The 23,404-nt window shown below is 59.6% G+C and carries 21 protein-coding genes and 5 pseudogenes; 17 read left to right on the top strand and 9 right to left on the bottom strand.

Going from position 1 to position 23,404, the window contains the following annotated elements; genetic code table 11:
* Positions 1-354: 354 nt before the first annotated feature.
* The 4 genes and pseudogenes from B0G77_RS16460 to B0G77_RS16445 form a co-directional block, all read left to right on the top strand.
* Positions 355-1,182, top strand: coding sequence for a hypothetical protein (locus tag B0G77_RS16460; protein WP_243751019.1), 828 nt, complete (start codon positions 355-357; stop codon positions 1,180-1,182).
* A gap of 68 nt (positions 1,183-1,250) precedes the next feature.
* Complete coding sequence (locus B0G77_RS16455) at positions 1,251-1,550, top strand: hypothetical protein (protein WP_133663073.1); 300 nt, start codon at positions 1,251-1,253, stop codon at positions 1,548-1,550.
* Between the two features lie 75 nt (positions 1,551-1,625).
* Positions 1,626-2,350: pseudogene (locus B0G77_RS16450) on the top strand (OmpW family outer membrane protein).
* An 80-nt stretch (positions 2,351-2,430) separates the two neighbouring features.
* Positions 2,431-2,727: pseudogene (locus B0G77_RS16445) on the top strand (IS6 family transposase); the annotation flags it as partial.
* Positions 2,728-2,981: 254 nt separating this feature from the next.
* Here the strand turns inward: B0G77_RS16445 and B0G77_RS16440 are convergent.
* From B0G77_RS16440 to B0G77_RS16420, 6 genes are all read right to left on the bottom strand, one after another.
* A complete protein-coding gene (locus tag B0G77_RS16440; protein ID WP_133663072.1) occupies positions 2,982-4,649 on the bottom strand; it encodes a GMC family oxidoreductase in 1,668 nt (555 codons plus the stop codon).
* A 53-nt stretch (positions 4,650-4,702) separates the two neighbouring features.
* On the bottom strand, positions 4,703-5,554 hold the full coding sequence (locus B0G77_RS16435) for a transporter (RefSeq protein ID WP_243751018.1): 852 nt from the start codon (positions 5,552-5,554) through the stop codon (positions 4,703-4,705).
* 440 nt (positions 5,555-5,994) lie between these two features.
* Positions 5,995-6,768, bottom strand: a complete 774-nt coding sequence (locus tag B0G77_RS16430; protein ID WP_133663070.1) for an SDR family oxidoreductase — start codon at positions 6,766-6,768, stop codon at positions 5,995-5,997.
* A gap of 406 nt (positions 6,769-7,174) precedes the next feature.
* On the bottom strand, positions 7,175-9,073 hold the full coding sequence (locus B0G77_RS16425) for a propionate--CoA ligase (RefSeq protein WP_133663069.1): 1,899 nt from the start codon (positions 9,071-9,073) through the stop codon (positions 7,175-7,177).
* A gap of 106 nt (positions 9,074-9,179) precedes the next feature.
* Entirely contained in the window at positions 9,180-9,350 is a 171-nt protein-coding gene (locus tag B0G77_RS43230; RefSeq protein WP_166656165.1) for a hypothetical protein, read from the bottom strand.
* Between the two features lie 88 nt (positions 9,351-9,438).
* The gene (locus B0G77_RS16420; protein ID WP_133663068.1) at positions 9,439-10,296 is read right to left on the bottom strand and encodes an alpha/beta hydrolase; all 858 of its coding nucleotides are present in this window, start codon (positions 10,294-10,296) and stop codon (positions 9,439-9,441) included.
* A gap of 103 nt (positions 10,297-10,399) precedes the next feature.
* On the opposite strand from B0G77_RS16420, the gene B0G77_RS16415 reads away from it, so the two are divergent.
* From B0G77_RS16415 to B0G77_RS44255, 5 genes and pseudogenes are all read left to right on the top strand, one after another.
* Positions 10,400-11,011, top strand: coding sequence for a TetR/AcrR family transcriptional regulator (locus B0G77_RS16415; RefSeq protein WP_133663067.1), 612 nt, complete (start codon positions 10,400-10,402; stop codon positions 11,009-11,011).
* A gap of 32 nt (positions 11,012-11,043) precedes the next feature.
* Positions 11,044-11,442 carry an EthD domain-containing protein gene (locus tag B0G77_RS16410; protein ID WP_133663066.1) on the top strand — a complete coding sequence of 133 codons (399 nt, stop codon included), beginning with the start codon at positions 11,044-11,046 and terminating at the stop codon, positions 11,440-11,442.
* 19 nt (positions 11,443-11,461) lie between these two features.
* Positions 11,462-11,752 (top strand): annotated as a pseudogene (locus B0G77_RS16405) (EthD domain-containing protein); the annotation flags it as partial.
* Positions 11,753-12,025: 273 nt separating this feature from the next.
* A pseudogene (locus tag B0G77_RS16400) lies at positions 12,026-13,055 on the top strand (phage integrase family protein); the annotation flags it as partial.
* Positions 13,056-13,167: 112 nt separating this feature from the next.
* Positions 13,168-13,469: pseudogene (locus tag B0G77_RS44255) on the top strand (DUF1488 family protein).
* A 181-nt stretch (positions 13,470-13,650) separates the two neighbouring features.
* Here B0G77_RS44255 and B0G77_RS16390 read toward each other — a convergent pair.
* On the bottom strand, positions 13,651-14,016 hold the full coding sequence (locus B0G77_RS16390) for a hypothetical protein (protein WP_133663064.1): 366 nt from the start codon (positions 14,014-14,016) through the stop codon (positions 13,651-13,653).
* 598 nt (positions 14,017-14,614) lie between these two features.
* On the opposite strand from B0G77_RS16390, the gene B0G77_RS43225 reads away from it, so the two are divergent.
* From B0G77_RS43225 to B0G77_RS16360, 6 genes are all read left to right on the top strand, one after another.
* Positions 14,615-15,073 carry a hypothetical protein gene (locus tag B0G77_RS43225; protein ID WP_166656164.1) on the top strand — a complete coding sequence of 153 codons (459 nt, stop codon included), beginning with the start codon at positions 14,615-14,617 and terminating at the stop codon, positions 15,071-15,073.
* Positions 15,074-15,253: 180 nt separating this feature from the next.
* Entirely contained in the window at positions 15,254-16,120 is an 867-nt protein-coding gene (locus B0G77_RS16380) for an SDR family NAD(P)-dependent oxidoreductase (RefSeq protein WP_166656163.1), read from the top strand.
* A gap of 364 nt (positions 16,121-16,484) precedes the next feature.
* The gene (locus B0G77_RS16375; protein WP_133663061.1) at positions 16,485-16,985 is read left to right on the top strand and encodes a helix-turn-helix transcriptional regulator; all 501 of its coding nucleotides are present in this window, start codon (positions 16,485-16,487) and stop codon (positions 16,983-16,985) included.
* 2 nt (positions 16,986-16,987) lie between these two features.
* Positions 16,988-18,328, top strand: coding sequence for a type II toxin-antitoxin system HipA family toxin (locus B0G77_RS16370; protein ID WP_133663060.1), 1,341 nt, complete (start codon positions 16,988-16,990; stop codon positions 18,326-18,328).
* Positions 18,329-18,537: 209 nt separating this feature from the next.
* Complete coding sequence (locus tag B0G77_RS16365; protein ID WP_133663059.1) at positions 18,538-18,891, top strand: DOPA 4,5-dioxygenase family protein; 354 nt, start codon at positions 18,538-18,540, stop codon at positions 18,889-18,891.
* 290 nt (positions 18,892-19,181) lie between these two features.
* Positions 19,182-19,547: a hypothetical protein gene (locus B0G77_RS16360; protein WP_133663058.1), complete on the top strand. Its 366-nt coding sequence runs from the start codon at positions 19,182-19,184 to the stop codon at positions 19,545-19,547.
* 130 nt (positions 19,548-19,677) lie between these two features.
* Here the strand turns inward: B0G77_RS16360 and B0G77_RS16355 are convergent, their stop codons facing one another.
* Complete coding sequence (locus tag B0G77_RS16355) at positions 19,678-21,105, bottom strand: cytochrome P450 (protein ID WP_133663057.1); 1,428 nt, start codon at positions 21,103-21,105, stop codon at positions 19,678-19,680.
* Positions 21,106-21,918: 813 nt separating this feature from the next.
* Here B0G77_RS16355 and B0G77_RS16350 point away from each other — a divergent pair.
* Together B0G77_RS16350 and B0G77_RS16345 are read left to right on the top strand one after the other, a co-directional pair.
* Positions 21,919-22,188, top strand: a complete 270-nt coding sequence (locus tag B0G77_RS16350) for a hypothetical protein (RefSeq protein ID WP_133663056.1) — start codon at positions 21,919-21,921, stop codon at positions 22,186-22,188.
* A gap of 71 nt (positions 22,189-22,259) precedes the next feature.
* Entirely contained in the window at positions 22,260-22,592 is a 333-nt protein-coding gene (locus B0G77_RS16345) for a DUF4148 domain-containing protein (RefSeq protein ID WP_133663055.1), read from the top strand.
* Positions 22,593-22,780: 188 nt separating this feature from the next.
* Here B0G77_RS16345 and B0G77_RS16340 read toward each other — a convergent pair whose 3' ends face one another.
* The gene (locus B0G77_RS16340) at positions 22,781-23,404 is read right to left on the bottom strand and encodes a nucleotidyltransferase family protein (protein WP_133663054.1); all 624 of its coding nucleotides are present in this window, start codon (positions 23,402-23,404) and stop codon (positions 22,781-22,783) included.

Raw genomic sequence — 23,404 nt, 5'->3', positions numbered from 1 at the left:
ACTTCAATAATTCCAAGGATCGAGCGCAGGTTCGTCGAGCATTTCGGCATTCATCCTGATTCACAGGATCACAAGATTCGACCGTAATCTACCGAGCCGGAGCGACAAGCGGCGCTCATATAGGCTCGCCCCGCGGCAGTCGGTTGTGGGTTTAACATACTATACATTTAGTATAATCATACTACTATACGATTCGTATAGCACATCTCGACCGCCCTCGATATCAGACTTATACACATGCACGTGCCCACGCGTGACATCTGGTGATTCCGACACTGGCCGGCAGGTGTCCCGCTTCCTCGAAGCTTCCGAGTATGCACCATGCGCAAATGCTCTCCGCTTGACATAGATTCGTTGATTCAGCCTCTGCGCCTGCCGAACGGCAGCGTACGCCGAACCCGGCTCGCCAAGGCGTCCGTGAAAGAGACGCTGGGCACCTACGACAATCGTCCGACATCGAAACTCGTCGGCCTGCACCTGCGCTGGTCCGCGACGGGCGTTGAATCTGTCATCACGGGGAGCGGGACGACCGATCGTCGCGCGGTGGGCGCACCCAGCAACGTGGTGATTGAGAATGAAGCGGATCTGCCTGTGTTGCGGCAGTGGGTGCGCGGCGTAACCAACCATGGAGTGGTGATCCGCGTTCGGCTCGACCATCCTGGAAAGCAGTCGCCGAAAGGCCTGAATCTCGGCAGTCTCTTCCCATCGTCCATCCCGTTCGATGGCGACATGGCAGCGTACTTCTGCACCCCACCCGAAGCCTATATCGCCGAGATTGACGACATCATCCAGCGCTTCGGAAGCAATGCAGTCATCCGCAAGAAAGCCGGCTTCAGCGGCGTGCAAATCCGCGGCGCGCACGGTTATCTCGACAGCCGGGTCCTATCGCCGCTTCACAACCGCCACGACCACGGTCCGGAAAAGCAGCGTCTCTTCGTGCTGGCCACTTACGCCGAGATCCGGCGGCAGGTAGATCCCGACTTCCCAGCCGGCATCAAGCTCGACCCGGTTCATTTCCAACGAGGAGGCCCTTCACGGCATCACAGCCCCACTGCATGCGCAGTTCTGTGTCCGTTGCCAGCTCTCTGCGGTCCTAAGCTCCGCGCCCGGATCATCGCCCCGGCTTTGGCGACTTCTCGTCTGTTCGCGGAAACAACCAACTCCGCGACACGGGAGCGATAGCCACACGCGCCACCAGCTCCCTAGAAACAACCTCGACTACCAGCCTTGGAATCAGAGGCTGGTCAGCGTTGAACCCCAAACAGGAGGCAATGATGGTCAAAATGGGACGCTCTATCGCGCAAGCGATCGCAGCGGGCAACTATCACCAGATCACCGTGTACCGCACGACAGAATCCGGAACCCGCCGCATTGTGCGTCACTACGATCCGCCTGCGTGCGAATCACTGGATGAGGTTATCGAGTGCTATCGCGGGCTATTTGGCACCCTGAGCGAAGGCTTCATCGCAGAAGGCAGTCGAATTGCCGCCGGCTCGCGTCGGGGCCGCTTTATTGAGGACGTTTGCGACGTGACAGAACGCCTTCGATAGTGCCCTCGCGTCCCACCTCCCAGTTGCTTTGCCGTTTCAGCTCATCACCATAAATGTAAAACCGGAGGAGACAGGATGTTGCAAAAACGAATTTTTGCCGTTGCCACTGCACTGCTAACGTGCACTTCGGCCCAGGCGCAAAGCGCCGGAGATTTCGTCGGGAACTTAGGCTGGTTCCATCTCGCGCCACAGGACTCCAGCGAACCACTCACAATCAACGCACTTGGTACCAGCGTCACTGCGCCGGGCACCGGCACGTCGGTTGACAATGCCGATACGGTCGGGTTCGCCGCCACATATTTTATTACCGATCACATCGCCACCGCCGCGGTAGGCGGCATTCCGCCCAAGTTTCGACTAGCAGGGACCGGGTCGCTCAGCGCTCTCGGGCGGGCTCAGCATATGAGTGGAGCCCGACAATATTGCTGAAGTACTACTTCAACGATGCCATGAGTAACCTTCGACCGTATCTTGCCGCAGGCGCAGCTTACGTCTGGTTTAGTGGCGTGAAACTTGAGCCCGCGGCGGCCAGCGGCGCGCTTTTATATTCGCCAACCCTTGGGACCGCTCTCGAGGGGCCGACTAGCGTCAAGCTGAGCCACTCGTTTGCACCCGTGATCAACGCAGGCTTGACCTACAACATTACCCAACATTGGTCGGTTGATGCCTCGCTTTCGTATATGTGGCTGTCCGTCCGGGCAACGCTGACAACGCAGTCGAAGCTGGGTACCGTGACCAGCAGTGCGAAGCTCAAGGTTAATCCCATCATTTCGTTTGTATCCGTCGGATACAAGTTTTAGCACTCGTCCAATCCGTATGAGGCGTGAGATCGGTCCCGTGCCTCATATCTGTGCGCCGGCGCCAACTGGCAAGAAATTTCTACCTAGCCGCAAAGGCGGAGATTCCCCAACTGGCTAACGTCAAGCATGTGTTCGCAAAGGCGGCTGCCCGGTGAAACAACCGGGCAGAAAACAGTCATCAGCCTACGTGTGAACGCGAGCGCCGCATGCGGGGCCTTCGTGAGCGTGAGCGCAAACGCACGCAGGTATTTCTGGGGCACTTCGCGCTCGAAAGACATCTGCTGCGAACTTCGTCGTATCGCAAACGACTCTGCGAACGCTTTGCCGCGTGGCGCCGATTCACTGAGCTCACCCAAAACCCGTCGACTGGTTTCTGAGCGATAGCCGCTTATCCTGAAGTTCGCCCCGGTAAGGCAAGTTGGTAAAGCTATGCCGAGAGCCGGCCGGGAACTGGTGGCACAGGCCCGGGCGGCGGCTGGCGGGCCCGGCTCAGGGCACTTCGTGCTCTCTGCGCAGGTCTTGGCTCGGTCTCGGGCCGGCCCCGATGGAGGGCGCTTGAATTTCCCATGCGCGAGCTCGTGCCGGGGCCCGCCTTCCGGTTCTTGCCCGGTTCGCGCTCGGCGGTGTAGCGTCACCCCTCCACAGGCTCTGGCGTCGTCGCGGGTGCGCGTGGGAGCCGATCCATCGCGTATTCGGCGAGCGCGGTGATCGTGAGCGCGGGGTTGACCCCGGGATTCGCGGGCAGCGCGGCGGCGTCGCAGACGATCATGTTCTTGTAACCGAACACTTTCAGCTCCGCGTCGATGACGCCGGTGGTCGCGTTCGAGCCGATGACCGCCCCGCCGAGGATGTGCGCCGTCCACGGGGCGTTGCGGAAGGCTTCGGTCAGGGTGCTGCCCGCAACCCCACCCGTTTCCTCGGCGAGCCACTTAGCGACCTTGTGCCCGACAGAGAGGAATGTCGGGGCGGGACGGGACTTATCGATCTCGCTGACTAGCGTGTAGCCGGTGCCGGTGCTGCGCTTCTGCGCGCGTAACCGGACCGCGTTGTCGCGAGGCTGCATGACGAGCATCGCCAGTGATCGGGCGCTCCAGCCCTCGGATTGCTTGGTTGCCTTCCACCGTCTCGGGTGAAGGATGACGTTCGTCAACCACTTGACGCGACGGACGAGGATGTTCCCCTTGCCTGTGAGGACGGTGAACTTGCCCTGCCATGCGTCGGCATGCTTCCCGACGGTAAGGAGTTCGACCTGGGTGTCCCCGTCGAAGATCAATCGGCTGGGCGCTGTCACGTCGCGCCATGCCTCGAGATCCCGGGGGAACTGGACGCTGAGGAAGGTCTCGCTGTTCGTGCGGACCAGGTGGCCGAGTCTGTCGCTGATCCGCGGTAGTGATCCACGGTACTTGCAGTCTGCGAGCAGTTCGTTGGTTGCGATAGCTCCGCCGGCGAAGACGACGCCGCGAGCGGTGTACTCAGTGCGGGCGCGGGACCCGTCGGGGCTGCGCTGCTCTACGACCAGCCGGTACCCGTCTGCGCCGTCGGCTGCGCCGAGGGGCCGGACGTCGATGACCTCCTGCTCCGGAATGATCCGGGCGCCCCGCTTCTCCGCGAACCAGAGATAGTTCTTCGTCAGCCTGTTCGCGGCGCCCGTGCGGCATCCGATCATGCAATCGCCGCAACGTCTGCATCCGGTCCGCGCAGGTCCTTCGCCGCCGAAGTAGGGATCATCCACTGTCTTGCCGGGTTCGCCGAAGAACACGCCGGTCGGCGCAAGCCTGAATCCGTCGGAGACCCCGAAGTGCTCGCCGATGCGCTTGGTCAGCTGGATCGAGACCGAGTCCCACGGGGATTCCCGCACGCCGAGCATGAACTCCGCCTTGGCGTAGTGCGGGTCGAGCGCCGCCTCCCAGGACTCGAGGCCTCGCCACTGGGGGGCGTTGTAGAACCCCTTCTGCGCACGGAAGAGCACGCCCCCGTACATGAGGCTCCCACCTCCTACGCCCGTCTGCGAGGCGGTCTCGACATGTTGGTACGCGACATCTCGGAGGATGCCGTAGAGCCCTTGCTCCGGAGCCCAGACGAACTTTTCGATCTCGTTTGTCGAAGTGGGTAGATCACTGTCCTCGTAGCGACGTCCGCGTTCGATCACGCCCACCCGGTACCCCTTCTCGGTCAGCCGGAGAGCGGCGACGCTTCCGCCGAATCCGGACCCGACGATCGCCCAGTCGAAGTCGAACTCCGGGTTCGGCGAGGCCTGCGGCGCGCTGTCGCGTGTTGTTTCTGAGTTGGCATTCGTCATCGAAGTCTCCATATGCTTATGTAATACGCAAGCCTGTACATCGCTCTTTTCCGTCAAAATGCCACTACCATCTTCGCCCAAACCGCCTCCCCGGCCGGACGATTCCGCACGAAAAACTCCTTCACGACGCGTGCCTCGACGCTGACCTTGCTGAACTGATAGCGTAAGCCGGGACCCATCGCGAAGACCTGCCCACGAAATCCGTCTCTGGCTACCGATTGACCGTTTTGTACATCGTCCGTCATCTGCTTGATGAAATAGCCAGAAATTCCTACGCGCGCCGCTGGCGTGACCGCATAGCTCGCCGAGTAGTCAAAGTGGAACAGGTTCCCTGAGTGATAGTTCGTGTCGGTGTTCGGCGAATTGAAGCTGTAGGTCACCTTCGCGGACAGTTCTACCCTCTCGTTCGGCAACCACGACACGGCGAACACCGGCCGCGCCGTATAATAATTCTTGCCGGTGTTCAGAACCGCGTTCTTGTCGTACTGACCAGTGGGCAGTACGAACTCAATGGCCGCCGCAGTCCGAAGCGCGCCGGTTCCCCACGCGATCAATGCCGGACTGACGAGCAGGTCGCCGAGACTGGTTCGGTCGAATGGCATCCCGCCTGCACTCAGAGAAAGCCGTGCCACGGGCAGTACCGCGTAGGCCCCGTAGCGTCCGCCCAGCAACGACAGATTCGACATATATACGGTGCGAGGAATCAGCAAGTCGGCGTCGAGCTTAAACCCCGGCACCGAATTGTTGCCGTGCGAATCGTTGAAGTGCGACGCATGGTAATGCGAGTAATACAAGATGCCGTACAGGCCAGCTGGCGGCAACGCGCCGGCGAAAAACGCCTCGGCACCTTCGCCGATGTTATCGCTTCCCCCTTCCGTGGCAAACGCAACCGAACTTAATGCCATGCTCGCGCATACCATCAGAGCGCCCAAGCCGGGCGTCACATTCCGCCTCATCCTATATCTCCATATTTAGTTATACTTAATTAGTACGTCATTACCCATACTGCTTGCTTCTTTGTGCCGATATTTCGATAAAGGCCGCCATGCATCGGATCTGCCGACGATCGGCAAAAAGAGATGAATTCGGGCGCACGCTGATTAATTCCGACGCATCTTTGGTGTGCGCGGCTCACCACATGCGGTACGTTTAAATCGGCATTTACGGAAGCAACCCACGCATTCCCGCGCAAGTAAGTATCGACCTTATTTTGGCCCTGGTTCGCCGACTATCTAGTTATCGGGAGTCGCGCGGTTGCGATGCCGATCGCAGGCGAGAACATAAGCCGAACTTCGCCTGCGACACATACCTTTAGTCAATCCTCAAAGTCACATAAGAGGGTGACTCAAGCTAGATATACCGGTGCGCCTTGGGGGGCACCGGTGGCACCACCGTCGATAACCAGCTCCGCCGCACGCATGCTGCTTGAGCGATCGGAAGCCAGGAAGAGCGCGGCGTGGGCCACCTCCTCTGCGTTATTGAGCCGGCCAATCGGGATGCTTCTGATCAATCCCTGCTCGATTTCCTGCACCTGGGCTTCCGTTTGCGCCAGGCTGTTCCAGATTGGAGTTCGCGTAGCGCCTGGAACCAGCGTGTTTACGCGGATGCCTCTAGGTGTTAACTCTGAAGCCAATGAGCGCGCCATCCCCGATATCCCGGCTTTACTCGCGGCATAGACACCGAATCCGGCGTATCCCATCGTTGACATGACCGAGCCAACGAGAATAATCGATGCGCCAGAGCGCAAGTGAGGAAGGGCGGCCTGTACGGTATAGAAGCTGCCCGCAATATTTATCGTGAGGACGCGCTCAACAGTCTCAACGGACGCGCCGTCCAGAGGGGTAGTCGATGCAACGCCAGCGCCTGCAAACAGGACATCGATATGGCCAAACCGATCACCAACCTCTGCAAACGCAGCGCCGAGGGTCTTGGGGATCGTGACGTCTGCCTGAATTGCCATTACGTTGGCACCAAGCTGATTTTGTGCAGCGCTGAGGGTTTCAGAATTGTTGCTGATGATCGCAACGTCGGCACCCTCTGCAAGGAATAGACGCGCGCAGGCTAGCCCTATTCCACTGTCTCCGCCGGTGATAACTGCTACTTTATCTTTGAGTTGCATTCGTGTCTCCATCCATTGTCATGATATTGATGATGTGCAGGTTCCTCTCTTGCGCTCGCGGTTCTACTGGAGTTGATACAACGGCCTCCGTCGCCGTGTCACTTACCATACGACCGGAATGAGCCCAGCAGACCGGGCTTGCTGCTCGGCCAGATATTTTCGCCAGCTGAACAGCATCTTCGCGTTGTGACATTCTCCCGGGCCAGCTTCGCGACTGATACGCCCGGTTCGCAAGCTGCTGCCGCCAATCCCTTACGAAGCTTCCGCGCGTGATTCTGGCGGCCCGTTTGGTGCCCGGCTTCTTCTCTTCAAACTATGACAAAGGGGGTGCCCATCAGATCAGCAATGATGGGCACCACTTTGCTGTCTCACACACTTACCATCTATAACGGCCGGTGCGAGCCGCTTACGTTGGAATGACCGACTCTGCAATTGCTTCCAGTACAGATGGGTCTTCGATAGTCGTGATGTTTCCTGGCTCCCGGCCCTCGCAGATTGCCTGAATCGCTCGGCGCAGTAACTTGCCTGATCGCGTCTTTGGCAGAGCTGGAACGAAAAGAACCCGTGCGGGGCGCGCTATAGCGCCGAGGCGGAGCTCGACAAGTTTCAGAATCTCGTGTTTCTGCGCGGACGCGCCCTCATTGGTAGCGACAGCACTTCGATCCTTCACCGTTATAAATGCAACAGCGACCTGCCCTTTCAAGGAGTCGGCAACTCCGACAACGGCTGCCTCGGCGACGTTCGGGTGGCCAGAAATACTCTCTTCTATCTCCCGCGTGCCGAGCCGATGGCCGGCTACGTTGATGACATCATCGGCGCGCCCAAGGATGAAGTAATAGCCGTCTTCGTCCCGGACGCCCCAATCGAACGTTGAATAGACATACCGTCCACGAACCTTGGACCAGTAGGTTTTCACAAAACGCTCATCGTCGTTCGCAATCGTCTGAATGCACCCGGGCGGAAGCGGCCCATCGATGATGAGAATGCCTTTTCGATTTGGGACCGTTATCTCCTCACTCGTTTCATCGTCAATCAGGCGTACAGAAAACCCGTACATTGGTAGCCCAGGCGACCCGAATTTACTATCCGCGCTCTCGACGCCATTCGCGAGTGCAAGGATTGGCCACCCAGACTCGGTCTGCCAATAGTTGTCGATAATTGGTTTACGTAAGGCACCATTTATCCATTTCCCTGTTGGCGCATCTAGAGGTTCACCGGCCAAATACAAACTTCGCAAGCTGGACAGATCGGCCTCGAAAAGCGACTCATTTTCATGTTGCTTCATCACTCGGATGGCTGTCGGTGAGCTAAACATGGTAGTCACCTTGTACTTCTCGACAAGCCTCCACCAGATGCCAGGGTCCGGGCGTGTGGGCAGTCCCTCGTAGAGCAGGGTTGCCATGCCCGCGATAAGAGGACCATAAACGATATAGCTGTGGCCGACCACCCAACCGATATCGCTCGTTGTGAAGAACGTCTCACCGGGAGAGCCGCAAAAAATGTGCTTCATGCTGGCCGCGAGCGCGACGCAGTATCCGCCAGTGTCCCGTTGAACGGCTTTCGGGGTACCTGTTGTGCCGCTGGTATATAACGTGTAGCTCGGAGAACTGGACTCTAACCATTCGCAAGCGACAGAGGCGCCAAGAAATTCCTGCCTCAAGGGGATGTAAGACTCGTCTCTATGAGCGCGCATAGGAGTCGGCGCGAGTCCCCGGTCGACGATGAGAACCTTGGCAGGCCGTGTCGAAACAAGTTCAAGGGCCTCATCCAGTAGTGGCTTATATGGAATGACCTTCCCGGCACGGCATCCAGCATCGGCGCTGACAATCAGTGTGGGCTTGGCGTCTTCGACGCGACTGGCCAGGCTTGAACTGGCAAATCCACCAAATACAACCGAATGGACGGCGCCGATACGGGCGCAGGCCAACATCGCAAAAACAGCCTGCGGGATCATGGGCATGTAGATCAACACCCGGTCGCCCCTTTTCACGCCTAGCGACAAGATAATCGCAGCCATTGTCTGCACTTCCGCGTGCAGGTCACTAAAGCTATAAGTTTCTTCCTGCCCTGTCTCAGTAGAGACCCAGATCAGTGCGGTTTGATTCGCACGATTGGCTAGGTGCCGATCAATTGCGTTGTGGCAGAGATTTGTCAGTCCTCCGACAAACCATCTCGTGAATGGAGGCGACCCATAGTCGCGAACTCTTTCGAACGTCTTTTCCCAATCGATCAATGAGGCCTGCTCGGCCCAGAAAGCATCTGGTTCTTCGATCGAACGCCGATAGAACTCCGTATAAGTCGTCATCGCAGCATCTCCCTCCGTGTGAAGGCAACCAGCAACTGTTATGTCTATTCCTGAATTGCTTTTCCGACGCCTTCGCTCTTTTATGTTCGTAATTCATCTAGCCAAATCAAAGCGTGCTCCCATGCCCTGAGGTCCGCAATGCGAAGAGATTCAGCTTCGAAAACACAGTCACCAACGCTATTACGTCACCGGCCATCAGGTATTTGTAATTCAGCCCGACCACATTCGTCGAAATTTTCGAGCCGGGTTCGGTCGCCAGAAGAGCATTGAATGCCACTGGCGCCTCCTTTTTATGTGTTGTTTGAATCTCGGCCGGCCCATGCCGAACGGAACGTATCAGCCGCCCGATAAAAAGTTAGAGCCAATCACTTCGTGGACAAGAAATATTCGATCTTCTCGGCCACCTCTTCGGGATGCTGCTGATGCGGCCCATGGCCCGAATTGGGATAGGCCAGCAACTGTGCGTTGGGCAGTTCGCGATACAGCATCCAGATGTTCTTGAAAGGGAAGAACGGATCTCTGTCGCCGGAGACGATCAGCGTGGGCTGACGAAGGTCCTTCAGCTTCTCGTAGTGACCGGTTTTCCCGCTCATGAAGTCGCCGATGAGCGACACCATCTTGCCGATGACCTCGGGCGTTACAGGAGGTTCCTGGTTAGAAGTCCGGGTTGCTCGACGATCGAGATAGGCCCGCGTTTCCTCGTCACGCCCTTGCGCGAAGAACAGATACTGGACATCCTCGAGAGAGTACTCAGGACGAAGAGCAATCTCAAACACGATATCCGTCGGCGGTGCCGCTTCCGGATTGCCACCTCCAGCCGCGCCGACAATGATCACCTTTCGCACAAGCGTCGGCTCATTGATCGCAATCGCCTGGGCAACGAACCCTCCCATGGAAAAGCCGAGCACATCGATGGTTAGAAAGCCTAGTTTCTTCGCGAAATCTGCGGCGTTGCGCGCCTTTTCGTCCACGCTCGTCGCTGCCGATCCCGACGACGAACCGACTTCCTGATCACTGAACAGAATGACGTGGCGGGTCTTGGCCAATGCGTCGACAAAGCCCGGATCCCAGTCGTCGAGCGTACCCCTGAACCGATGGAGGAACAGGATAGGCGTCTTGTCCACCGGATTGTCGGGCCCGAGTTCCCGATATGCATAGCGCACGCCATCGACGTCAAGATACCTGGTCGGGGTGGTCGCAGCACGTTCAGCCGTTTTGTCCATAGTGTCTTCTCCTTTGTGTACTGATCAGTAAGTTAATGAATGCAGTTGCCCTCGTCAAGTGATTTGTGTATCGTGCAGTAAGAAAATGTGGAACCCTCGGATCATGCTTACAGTTGAGAAAAAAAAAGGGCGCGGGCGGCCGCGCGCGTTTAACGTAGATTCGGCGCTCGATCGCGCCGTCGAGATTTTTTGGAAAAAGGGGTATGAAGGTGCCGATCTAGACACGCTCACTAACGCGATGGAGATCAACCGTCCAAGTCTTTATGCCGCCTATGGCGATAAGCGCGCCCTTTTTTTTAAGGCCGTGGAGCGTTATTATCAAAACTTTGCAATGCTTCGTCTTCCCAACGAGACGGACGGGAAACGCTTCGATCCATCATTCTTTACCGAAGCAATTGTTCATCTCTTCTACGATCACGAACGGCCCCGCGGCTGCCTCATCGCATGCGTGCTCGCTGATGAGGCCAATGCCCACGAGGACGCAAGAGCAATTCTCAAAGAGCTTATCGAGCGAGAGGAGCGCCGCATCGAGAAATGGGCGAGTACGTTCCTGTCGGGTGACTCTGCTACGGTGAATGCGCGGTTTTGCGCAAATCTGTTGATCGCAACACTTCATTCGGTAGCTATCAAAGCGAGTGCTGGAATTCCACGTCATCAAATCAGTGCCGACCTCGATGCCACGATGTCCATTCTCATGGGAATCCTAAAGACCTAATTGTAGCGACCTGCGTTTGAAACCCGCCGAACCTGCAGACCCGGGAGCAGTTCAACGAACACTGGAAGAAGGTAAATGGACCGCTGTTAGCAGCAATCCCGGCGTACCTGAAGAACAATGGGAGCTACGTGCAAAGCTGCGTTCTTCCGATGCCCGCAAGCATCGAGACCGAGGCAGAATTTGATGGTATTGCGCAGACAATGCAACGTCTGCGCCAGGATATGACCAGAGACTTCTTCGACGAGCCAGAGTATCTAGCGCTCGTTCGCTCGGATGAACAGGAGTTTCTGTCACTCGCCGATTGCATGGCCATCTTCGCCCGCCAGAAAGTCGTCAAGGACGGTCCGCGCACCGGGGTAAAATTCCGCTGGGGTAGAATTCATGTCTTTCCTGCGGCCAGCATCGGGGTTCACGCACGAGTCATTTCTTGAATACTGACGGAATAATCATGCTCCGCTGGTCGAAGATACCAAGCCGTTCTGGAATCGGATCCGTCGGTATGTCCAGAATCATGGCATGCCCGAGCGTTACCGCAGCCTGAGTCCCGAAGGAAGAATCGCACCCTACTCCGGCGTTGCTGAAATCTGGTTCGACTCAACGGAAGACCTGGAAGCTGCGTTCAATGATTCCCAGTACCTTGCCCGAGTCCGGCCTGATGAAGGTGTGTTCATCGCGACGCCGACGACTCGCTTCATCATCCGTCAGCGGAAGGTTATCTGGCCGGACAACGCAAACTTGTAGAGACGCGCGCCGGCGACGCGATGGCGGCAAAGCTCGACACGCCCCGTCACTTCGATATCTGAGCAACCGTCCGCTCATTGGTAGCAGCGTCGCTCGACTCATGCCGAATCGCGGGCATTCTTGCTTGATCCGTTGGGCGTCGCACCACCCATCCCTCCGACGGGTCCTCGCATCCAATCCGTGAATAAGCGGTTGCGAAAAATGTGGCACCGGATCGGGCTATTAGTATAAGTTTTCCTATCTAAATGCGCCTGTTTTTGCCCTAAAATGGCTATGAAAACGCGCCTGGCCCTGTCCCCCTGCGCCTGCTGCTGACGCTGCATCCAGTTTTCCCGATGCCGACGAGCTTGCCGTGCTGCGCGCGTGGTACGTCGGCGTAACCGTGCGGCAGGCCGTCGCGCGTTACCTGCCCTCCGCACTCGGTGACGGGAAATCGGGGCGCGGCGTGCCCGGGCGCGCCCGCAGCAAGCTGCTGGACGTTGCAGGCGCGGCCCATCGCCGACGATCTAGTAGCACTACTTAATTATCCGGCAGCGGGACGCGAGCAGCACGCAAAAGGCGGGGCGCAGGCGATCGATGCGCTGCGCACAGCGCGCCCTCCGGAACCGCAGATCGCCGACGACGTCGCGCAGTGGTTTTCCCCGCGCGCGGTGCGCGTGCTGTACGCGTACGGCATCACGACGCTCGCCGATCTGACCGTGCGCATTCCGCGCCGGGGCCAGTGGTGGAATGCCGTGCCCGGGTTGGGCATGGTGAGCGCCCGTGCGATCGAGGCGCTCTTTGCCGCCTGGCCGGCCCTCACGGACAGGGCGCGTGCGCTGGTGATCGCGAGCCAGCGCGGCGACATCGTGCCGTGGGAAACTCTCAAACTGCCGCACGAGGTCGACGGCTCCGCCGGCACGTTCCGCGCACCGCCCGCCACCTGCACGCTCGACGCGTCCAACGACTACGAGGCCGTGCAGACGTGGCTGTCCCTGCACGAGACGCCCGCCACGCAGCGGACCTATTGCAAGGAAGCCGAGCGGCTGATCCCCCGGCCATCGTCGAGCGCGGCCGCGCGCTGTCGTCGCTCACAACCGAAGACGCGATCGCGTACCGGACATTCCTGCGCCATCCGTCGCCGCGGGGACGCTGGATCGGCCCGATGCGCCCCCGCACGTCGCCGGACTGGCGGCCGTTTAACGGCACCCCGTCGGCGCGCTCGGTCGCGCACGCGCTATCGATGCTCGGCGCCCTGTTCCGCCGGCTGGTGGAACAGGGCTACGTGCTGGCCAATCCGTTTGCGGCCATCAAGGTGCGCGGCGGCAAGACGGCATCGGCGCTTGGCGCGTCGCGCGCGCCGACAAGCGCCAACCTCATCAGACCGATACGCATTCCGCTTTACCCGCTCGAACGACAACGCCCTGAAACCCGTCATGGAAAAACCTGAATTCGAGCCGCAGCTGCTGGCAAACCGGCAAGGCGTGTCATTCCGTCTCCTCAGAGGGCACACCATCGTCGAATGCATCATCACGACCGCAGCGCTCGAGGTCCATTTCTGGCTTGAAGACGGGCCGACGAGCTCCAGATCCTCAGGACCTTCCGCGACGGATACAGCCGCATCCGCGCGATCGCTGAACGCAAGGAAAACCTTCACATTTTGCATTTTGCCGCGGCCTCGACTGACTGCCGTCCATTGTGGGCAGGCCTTCGCGACGCACAACGCTGCTTCAGCTGAAAGATCATGAATGACCCTAGCTCTGCCGTTGCGGTCGCTGGCTTGCTACTTTGTGGGCGCGCAAGCAGGAACGACCAAATGGGCGTAGACATCCGAACCAATGTGAGTCTCGCTTTGGACGACTGGCGCGCAGAATCCGCCAAGCGCATCTGGTGACGCGTAAGCACCGGAAAATCGGCTTTCAGCGCAGCGGTGAGATGGCCGTTCGTTGGCGCCGAGCGGGTGAGCAGATGGATGTCGGTATTGGTCCGTCAATCACACCCTTGACCACAGAGGCGTCATTTCCTACCTTGATCCAATCCATGCGCCACGCGCGCGCAAGTGCATCGCGCATATGTGCTGCGTCCTCGTAGCCCGGAGGCAACTCAATCTCTGGCGGCAAGGTGACAAGTTCGTCCCGGGTCTCCGCTGGCATGCCGGCAGCCTCGAATGGTTCATTGTCGAACGGGTTCGCCGGCCGGCTAGCCGAGGTAGCGCCCTCTGTCTGAAGCCCCGAGAAAAGGCTTTCGGCAGCGCGACGTGCGCGCCTGGATTTTTCACTGCTCATCAACTTCTCCGAAGGAGTTTGTGTTCTTCAGCGGCGTTAGATACATCCGTGATTTTCCCGGTTATCTGGGCTAAAACGCTGATCCGCCAAATATTGCCTGATTATCCCGAGCGTGCCACCCCATTCCGGATATCGGCGCGACACGCGCCCTTCCTCGCTCGCGGCTAACGGCCGCGTTGAGCCACCATTGCAATTTCAGCCGCTGCCCGGTGAGAACCGATACGCATCACATGAGCAAAACGCTGTCATCGTCAACGCATCTGTTGCTCCAGTTCGTTGCCGCGCAACGTCAATACCGTGCGTTCCAGGACCGACAACAGCCCATTGATCTCAGATGCCGGTTTCTGCCTCCCGGTCTCAAGTTGCATCCGTGTTTGCCGAACCGCTTTCGGTATCTGTGCATGGTTCTGTCGGAGCGGTACCTGATTACCCCTCAAATCAGCCTGCAACCTCGCATCGTGGAAAGTACTCGTTTCACGAGAGTCACTCATTGAAGCCGCAAGAGCGTGTAAATTCGAATCCAGTGGTTTCCGACTTGCCGCTCCGTCTGCGGACCGGCCGTTATCGAACTCAGTCACGCAGTCGTACAGGAGCCGCCATGAACACGAAACACAGCAAAAAGGGACATCTTGAAGCCGCGGCCTCACATCACGAGCAGGCAGCGCGATATCACCATGAGGCATCGCGGCATTTCGAGGTCGGCAAAGACTACGCCCACGCCGCACACCAGGCGATGATGGCGCATGGTCATGCGTTGCACGCCATCGATCGGGCACACGACGCGGGTGCACACAGCGCCCCTCCACCACCGATAACGCCTGCATCGACTGGTTCTGGCGTAAACAGCGCGCATGTGGCAGCGCATCACGCAACGGCAGCGGAGCTTCACGAACAGGCCGCGCTCCATATGCGCCTCGCCGTCAAGCACTTCGATCAAGACCGTGGCGCAGTCGCCCACGACGCACAGCTAGCGCTCTCCCTTGCACTGCGCGCGTTGTCCCATGGCAATGAAGCAGCCAGACTGTTTGTCAAGCTCGCTGCCGCCGAAGCTTCCTGAGCGCGGTTGTATGAATTCAGTCGGTCACTACGGATTCCACCCGTTCGTGCCGGTTGCCCTGCCGTTCGAGGTTGAGTATCTGCAGCAAAGAAAAGAAGCATGCCCCCCGCACGCCAGGACGACGTTCAAGACACGAGAACTTTCTAACTGACCCAGTTAATGGCTCGAGGACAGGCTTCTATGGATCGGACTGCCCGGATGGTGTCCGTGGTCACGGGTGCCGCAGGCGGCATCGGCCGCTGGATCGCACTGGGACTGGCACGCGCTGGGCACCATGTCATTCTGGTATGCCGGAACAGTGAAAGCGGAAATGCCGTTGCCACATGGATTGCAGAGCAAGCTCCAGCTTCCAGCACGGAACTTGCATTGACCGACTTGAGTTCGCTTCGCGCTACACAACGCCTCGGTAGGGAGATCGCAGCGGCGCACCCGCGGCTGTCTCTGCTGGTCAACAATGCCGGCACGTTCACGGCCCGGCGCCAGATGACCACGGAAGGCCACGAGATGATCCTGGCGGTGAACCATCTTGCTCCATTGATCCTGACCGACGCGGTGGAGGGGGCACTTCTGGCAGGCAGCCCGTCGCGGATTGTGAACCTGGGCTCCTCAACCTCCGACCGTGCCCGGATCGACCTGGAAGATCTGGAACTCACCCGGCACTGGGGAATGTTGCGAGCCTACGGACAGTCAAAGCTCGCAATGATAATGTCGACTTTCGCGCGGGCGGAGCGTCTGCGCGGCAGCGGTGTCGTCGCCAACGTCGTACATCCCGGCATGGTGGCTACGGGCCTGATACGCGAAGGGGGTGCAATCGGTATTGCCTGGCGGCTGATGGCTCCGTTTTTGAGAACGGAAGAACAAGGCGCAGACACCCCTTTGCACGTCGCGTTGGCGCCGGACTGGGCCACGATTACAGGAGCCTATGTCAAAGACCGCATCGCTGTCCGTCCGAACCCGCGTGCGCTGGATGCCACGCTTGCAGCCGAGGTCGACGCCATCACCCGAGCGCTGGCGGCACGGACAATTTGCTCCAGCACGACGGACTAGCCGAGAGAGTTCTCCAACGATCGCGATGTGCACGTCCGTCAGGCGAGAGCATTGCGCCTCGGCGTTGTTCTAACGCGGAGCGCAGACCTGTCGCCGCCTGCTTCGCTCATGCCTGAACGGCTACTCGACCTGCGATCCCCCGCTCTCTGATCACGGTGCATCGTTGACAGTTTTCATACGGCCGAACGCCCGCATCCCGGCAGCGACGCTTCCGCATCAGGCAGGACGTCGGGCATCAGTCTAAAGGCTGTATTCCCGATTTACAGATGATAACTTGTATTTTAAAAATACAGGGTATAGACTGTTATCCAAATTAACAGGCTGTAACCTGTATCGATGCCTGGGTACGGACTGGAGATCTGCTGTGGACTACCCCATCAAGACGCTTGGCCAGTTGCGGCCCATCCTGCAGGGATTCCGGAAAGCAGCCGGACTCACGCAGGCCATGATGGCCAGTCACCTCGGCGTGACGCAGCAGACTTACGCGCAGCTTGAGGCCAATCCTGCCGCCGTCAGCGTGGATAGGCTATTCAGGGTCCTGCGCGTGCTGGATGTCGATCTGACGTTGACCCAAACGGCTGTCCGGCCGAAGCAGGACGGTGGCGTTGGAATGATTGCCGCCCCTCCTTCTCCAGGCGGCATGCCTGCCGAAGAACGGCTGGCTGTGGCCCGCCCCGCGAAGACAGCATCCGCCGCAGGCGCCGGCCGCGGAAAACGCACGCCCGAGCACCCTCGCAAGAAGGAGACTGCGGCGAAACGGACCAGCGCGACGACTACCCGGAAAGGCAGCGGCGATCCCGGGCCAGATACCCGACGAAGTGCCAGAGAGACTGGGGGCGTCAACAAGAAAAGGGAGAACTGGTAAGAATGGCGCGCCGCACGCAAACGAATCGCCTCAACCTGTGGATGAATGGTTTGCCCGTTGGGTACTGGGAGACCACACCCGGCGGCGAGCGTCTGGTGTATCGGGAAGACTGGATCGACGATCCGCAGGGGCGTCCGCTCTCGTTATCGCTTCCCTTTACGCCGGGCAACCAGCCTTTTCGTGGCCGGGTCGTCACAGACTATTTCGACAACCTTCTTCCCGACAGCGAGCCGATCCGGCGCCGACTCGCCACACGCTACAGATCAGGTGGTACCGCACCTTTCCAGCTTCTCGCAAGGCTCGGCCGCGACTGCGTCGGCGCCATCCAGATGCTGCCGCCTGACGAGGAGCCTGTCGACCTGGAGAGCATCCGGGGACACGCGCTCAGCGACGCAGAGATCGCCCGTCTGCTGCGCGATACGACTTCGGCGCCCTACCTGGGGCAGCACGAACCGGTGGATGATCTGCGGCTGTCGATCGCAGGCGCGCAGGAAAAAACCGCCCTTCTTCGGCACGACAACCGCTGGCTTCTGCCCGAGGGCAGCACACCGACCACGCATATCCTCAAGTTGCCGCTGGGACTTGTCGGCAACATGCAGGCCGACATGCGGACCTCGGTGGAAAATGAGTGGCTCTGTTCGAAAATCGTCGCAGCCTATGGCCTGCCCATCGCCCACTGCGAGATCGCCAGGTTCGAGGATCTGAAAGTGCTCATGGTCGAACGATTCGACCGCAGGCTATCAAGCGATGCAACATGGATTTTGCGACTGCCGCAGGAGGATATGTGTCAGGCCACTGGCACGCCGCCCCTTCACAAGTACCAGTCTGACGGCGGGCCCGGTATCGAGGAGATCATGGAAGTGCTCTCCGGGTCAGAACGCGCAGCGGTGGACAGGCGCAACTTCTTCATGACGCAGATACTCTTCTGGATGCTTGCCGCGACCGATGGTCACGCGAAGAACTTCAGCATCGCCCACCTCGCGGGCAACCGTTACGAATCCACGCCTCTCTATGACGTCCTTTCCGCCCACCCGATCATCGGCACGGGCGCCAATCGTTTGTCCGCGCACAAGGTGAAACTTGCGATGGCTGTGCGCAGCAAGAACGTCCACTATCTGCTCAACCAGATCCAGCACCGCCAGTGGATCGCCCAGGGGCAGCGCGTTGGGTTTTCAGAGGCAGCGGTCGAGGAAATGATCGGTCAACTGACCGCGCGAACCAGGGGCGTGATCGACAAGGTTTCGGCCCTCCTGCCGCAAGACTTTCCGATGGACGTTGCCGAGGCAATTTTCGACGGCATGTTGCGGCTGGGCAGGAACCTGACTGCGCCCGCATCAGCATGATCGTGCGCGAGCAGTGAACGACGACGGGATTGCACTTCTTGTGGTCAACGGCACCTACGCGACCGCACCCGGTGGACCCGTTGAGCGCCGTGTCCGCTCGCGTGGCGGAAGATTCGCGCATGCCCTGCGTCCGCCGAAGCCCGACGCGATGGGTGGTTGAAATTCGAGCAGAATATCCGTCTGACCGCCCCCACCTGTTTGAGCCCACCATGACCTATATCGATCCTGCTGAAATCCTGAACTGGCACGCGCACATCTATTTCGATTCTTCGAGTCGCGATGCGGCGTGGACTTTCAGGGAGGCTATCGAAGCCCGCTTCGGAGGCATGTTGCAAATGGGCCGCTTCCACGAGCGCCCGGTTGGTCCCCATCCACTATGGTCGTACCAACTCGCATTCGAGCGTGAGCATTTCGCCTCGATTTTCGCGTGGCTCTCGTTGAATCACGGCGAACTCGATGTGTTCCTTCATCCGAACACGGGCAACCCGTTGCGTGACCATCGGGACGCCGCTGCGTGGATCGGCCGCTCGCACGCGTTGAACCTGTCGGCGTTGAGCAAATAATCAAACATCGACAACCTGCGTCATGTCGTCGGTTCGTTTGTGGCGCGATCCCCGAACCCGGCGTCCCGAAGATCGATGTACGCGCCACTCGACGCATGTCGCCCCCAATCGATGAGTTGGCAATCCAGGGGTAAGCCGCTGCCACCGGCGGCCGCCCGACGTCATGCACGCCGGCTGCCGGAACGCCCGTCCACCTCATTGACTCCACCCCGTGATATCGTGTAATTGCATCAGTGGACGGCCCATGCGCCGTCGGGAACTGAACGCAATTCACAGTCGCGAGCGTCGCCATGAGTGATGTACGCCACCAACTGAGCCCACGTGACCGCGTGGAACTCCTCTGCTGGCTCACCTGTGGGAGCCTTGGAGCCTGGTACCTGAACGGGACCTGGCCGGACGCGTCATTTCACGTGCAGGCGGCACACAAATGGCTGGACCGTCGCATGCGGGACGCCGACTGGCTGAGTATCGCCAGGCTGTCTGCGCTCGCGCTGGACATCGCCCGTCAGCATGCCTGGTTTGTCGACGCCGAATGGGCGCGGGACGCCGTTGAAGAGATTCTGGATACGGACGACCTCAATCTCCAGGCAAGGCTGGTCCAGCAGGTGCTGGCGGATTGCGAGCGCGCCCTCGCCGACAGACGCCCGGCTGATTGACACGGTCCTACGGTGTGCACAGCCGCGGCGGCCAACTGTCGGAACTTCAAAATACGTAAGCGTGGTCTGGATCGGAACCGAAGAAACGGAGCCGCTGCGCCAGCAGCGGGTGCGTCGGACCGACAGTCGATCAGGTACGAAAGCGTAGTCTCACCGGCATCCTGGCCGGCACCATCGTGAAGGCGGATACCTCCTTGATCTTGGCTGGGTCGATTGTCAGTTCGATCCTGAAGTGGGCCACCAGCATCGAAACAATCAGTCTCATCTCGACGCCCGCGAGATAACGCCCGGGGCAGACTCGCGGTCCCGCGCCGAATGTCAGATAGGCCCTCTGTTCGTGCGCGCCTTCCGATGGGGCGTGCGGATGTTTCCAGCGGTCAGCGTCGAACGCTTCCGGATGCGCAAAATTATGGGGATCCAGCATGGCCGGCCGCGTGAGGAATAGCATCCGCGTGCCGGCCGGCAAAGCGACGCCGCCAAGGCATACATCGGCCAATGGCTCGAAGGTCTGTACTGCAGCAACTGGCCGCAGCCTGAGTGCCTCATCGCAGACCGCCTCGCATAGATCAAGGTGCTTGAGTGCGTCGTAGTCCGGGCAGACGGCCGACTGACCGAGCGCCTGACGGGAATGTTCGAAAAGCCGATCCTGCAGGTCGACGTCCGCAGCCAGGTACATCAAGGTCCACGCAATGGCGTTAGCCGTCGTGTCCTCCCCTGCGACCAGAAGCGTGAGGACGTTCGCGGCGATCTGTTCGTCCGTGATCGTCGAGTGTGGCTCGTCGCGCGCCGCGAGCATCGCTTCGAGCAGGTTGCGCGGCATCTCGCCAGGCAACTCGCGCATGCGCTCTCGCGCTCTTTCGATCATTCTCTGAACGTAGCGATGCACCTCCACCATCGCCTGGTTCAGGCGCCGGTCGCGGGGAAGCGTAACGTAGCGCCAGTAAGGAAATAGCGCAGTAACACGCCTCTGCAGTGCAGGCATTATCTCCGCAAGCTGCTCCTGGATGACGCCCTGCTCCTGTTCGATCGTGTGGGGGTCTTCGCCGAATGCGAGCGCACTTGTCACGTCCACTGTGTAGCGCTTGAGTTCCTCTGTCATTTCGAGCGTTCGATTTCGCGCTGCCGCGTGTTGCAGATGAACGTAAAGACGCTCGGTGATCGCTGCAAGCGTTGGGTAGAAGGCCTTGATGTTGGAAAAGGACAGCGCGTGCATGACAAGCCGGCGCTGCGGTTCCCAGGCAGCGCCTTCGGCGGAAAAGAGACCGTTGCCGCCAAGCTCGGCCATCACGGACTCAATGGGAGCAAAGCGTCGATACCGGTGAGGACGTTCCCGCATGACAGTCTGGAACAGGTCCGCCTGGGTCCACACGGTCATCGGAATGGTGCCAAGCTGAACCCGGTATGGCGAACCGAGTCGCTTCGCCCATTGCTCGAGTGTCAGGTGAAATTTCGCGGGCGCGAGCTGGAAAAGATTTCCCAGCAGCGGCAAACCAGGCGGGCACGGCAAATCTGCGACGGTCCGCGAAAGTTCTTCATTGTCTAGCTGCAGGTCCGCCATACCCTCCTCCGCATCGCATGCCGCAGTGCGGGAACAACGGGGCGCGAAGAGCGCCGTTTCAGGGAACGGGTCATCGCACGCACGCGGAAGTCGTCAATCGCAGGTCCAACTGCCGACGGGAAAGTCTGTTGGACCGCACAGGAACAAGGTCAGGCCCAGGAATCGGGTAAGCACGTGCATAGATGCCAGTGCCACTCGGCTTGTTCTCCTCTCAATACGATTGAATCGTCGTCCAATTGCACATCGCATAAGGAAACGACCGTGCAAGTTTCCTGCAGGTCTCGGTATTGGGGATAGATAGACCGGCTCCGGACGATCAACGGATCAACGCGAGGGCGCCGATTCAGGCGGTCGACAAGACGCCCAGGCGCATCCGCTCATTCGGTGCGGTGAGGAATGTCGTCCGGGAAAGGATACGGCGCGTGCGGACCCGGCCATTCGAGCGCTCGCGGCGCGTCCAGCGTATCGCATCCAGCAAGAATGACGATAAAGGTGCATGCAAGCAAACCGGCGCAAATGCACCGCAGCATTGATCTGGTGTCCATCGCGCCTCCTGCCTGCACGAGTATTCCATATCTTTGACCGCCGATCGTCATAGTGGTTTGAACTGTCGAGGACGTCTCACACATCAAATCCGCTTGCTGCGATACCACCGGGATTGGCAGCAAATCGCGAAATATCATTTCAGGCTATCGATACAAATATTCAATAGCAACGATATAGACTGCCTCCATCGACGTTGCGGACACACCTCACCGGTGCCTGTCACGACGCCTTCCTGAATCGAAGTCAAAACGTTATTGGAGTCCAGTCATGACGAACAAGCTTATCGCTGCCCTGCTGGTTGCTGCCTCTGTGTCGATCGCTGCACCCGCCTTTGCCAGTGGCTATGGCCCGGCACCGTTCTATCGCCCGGGCGTCGGCGCACCGGCATCGCAACAAGGCCAGAGCGCACAGACCGTCGCGGCCGAGCGCGCCAGTGCGACAGTCAACAGCTCAATTGGCGGCGTGAGCGCGCAATCGTCGCAATCGGGCACCCGTGAGGCGCTTTCCGGTCCGCGCTCGGTGTACTTCGGCCATTGAGCCTACGATTGCGGCTGCAGGCCGCACGCGTTGAAAGCAGTCAATCAAACAATCTGTGGAGGTCAATGATCATGAAGTCACTCATTCAGGCGGTTGCCATCGCCGCGGTGCTCGCTGTTCCCGTCGCGTCGTTCGCCCAGTCGAACCAGCCGGTTACCCGTGCGCAGGTTCGCGCTGAACTGGTGCAGGTGGAACAGGCCGGCTATAGCCCGTCCCACGGTCGCGACCCGTATTACCCGTCCGACATCCAGGCTGCGGAAGCCCGCGTTGCGTCACAAAACGGCGGTACGCAAGCCGATGCAACCGGCTTCGGTCCGGGCGTGAGCGGTACGACGCAGGCTGGCCAGCGCGTCGAGGTGAGGGCCAGCTCGTACTCGCCGCCGGTGTATGTGATCGGTCGCTAATCGACCGCACCAGGACGAATTGAGCCGGTAAAAGTACCGGCCACCACAGGGAAGCCATGCAAGACGAAAGCGCGGGCCTGCTCTTGCCGATATAGAACTCCTCCTCCGCCAGAAGCCTGGTGGTTTTGCCCAGTCTCCGGACTGGGCATTTCTTTTTTTCTCCACGCTCGTCCACGATTGACCCGCGATTAATTCAAGCCGACGCGCGCCAGAATGCGCGCGTAATCCTCGGGCGTGTCCATATCGATCGTGAAGCGATCATGCGCGGCTTCATGGACGAAGACCTCCTCGGGATGCTCGGCAATCAGTTTGCGGCACCCGGGATTGACGTGTCCGCTGATGACCTCTGCTGCATAGCTCGCCGAAAAAGCCACCGGATTGCCGCGCTGCCCGTTGAATACCGGAACCAGGATCGACCCGTGCGACATCGCGGCAAACGCGCCGATCAGTTCCCGGTAGTCGGCAGCATCCAGCAGCACCTGGTCCGCGAGGCAAACCATCACCACGTTGCAGGGGGCGCCGAGTGCGCCCACACCAGCCGCTACCGACGTCATTTGTCCTTCTTCGTAGCGCGGATTGCTCTGGAACCTGACCGGCAAGCCATCCAGCGCTTCCATGACGGCACGCCCTTTGAAGCCGGTCACCACCACGATTTCCTCCGGGCCCGCTGCGGCGAGTGCACTCACTGTGCGCCTGACGGCCGGCTGTCCGCCGATCGGCAGCAGCAACTTGTGCTGACCCTGCATCCGTGATGACAACCCGGCAGCCAGCACGACCGCCGAGAACGTCGGCGCGCACGGTGGCCCGGTCAT

Source organism: Paraburkholderia sp. BL10I2N1, assembly GCF_004361815.1.
Classification (GTDB): Bacteria; Pseudomonadota; Gammaproteobacteria; order Burkholderiales; family Burkholderiaceae; genus Paraburkholderia.
This window is presented reverse-complemented; position numbering and strand designations above follow the sequence as displayed.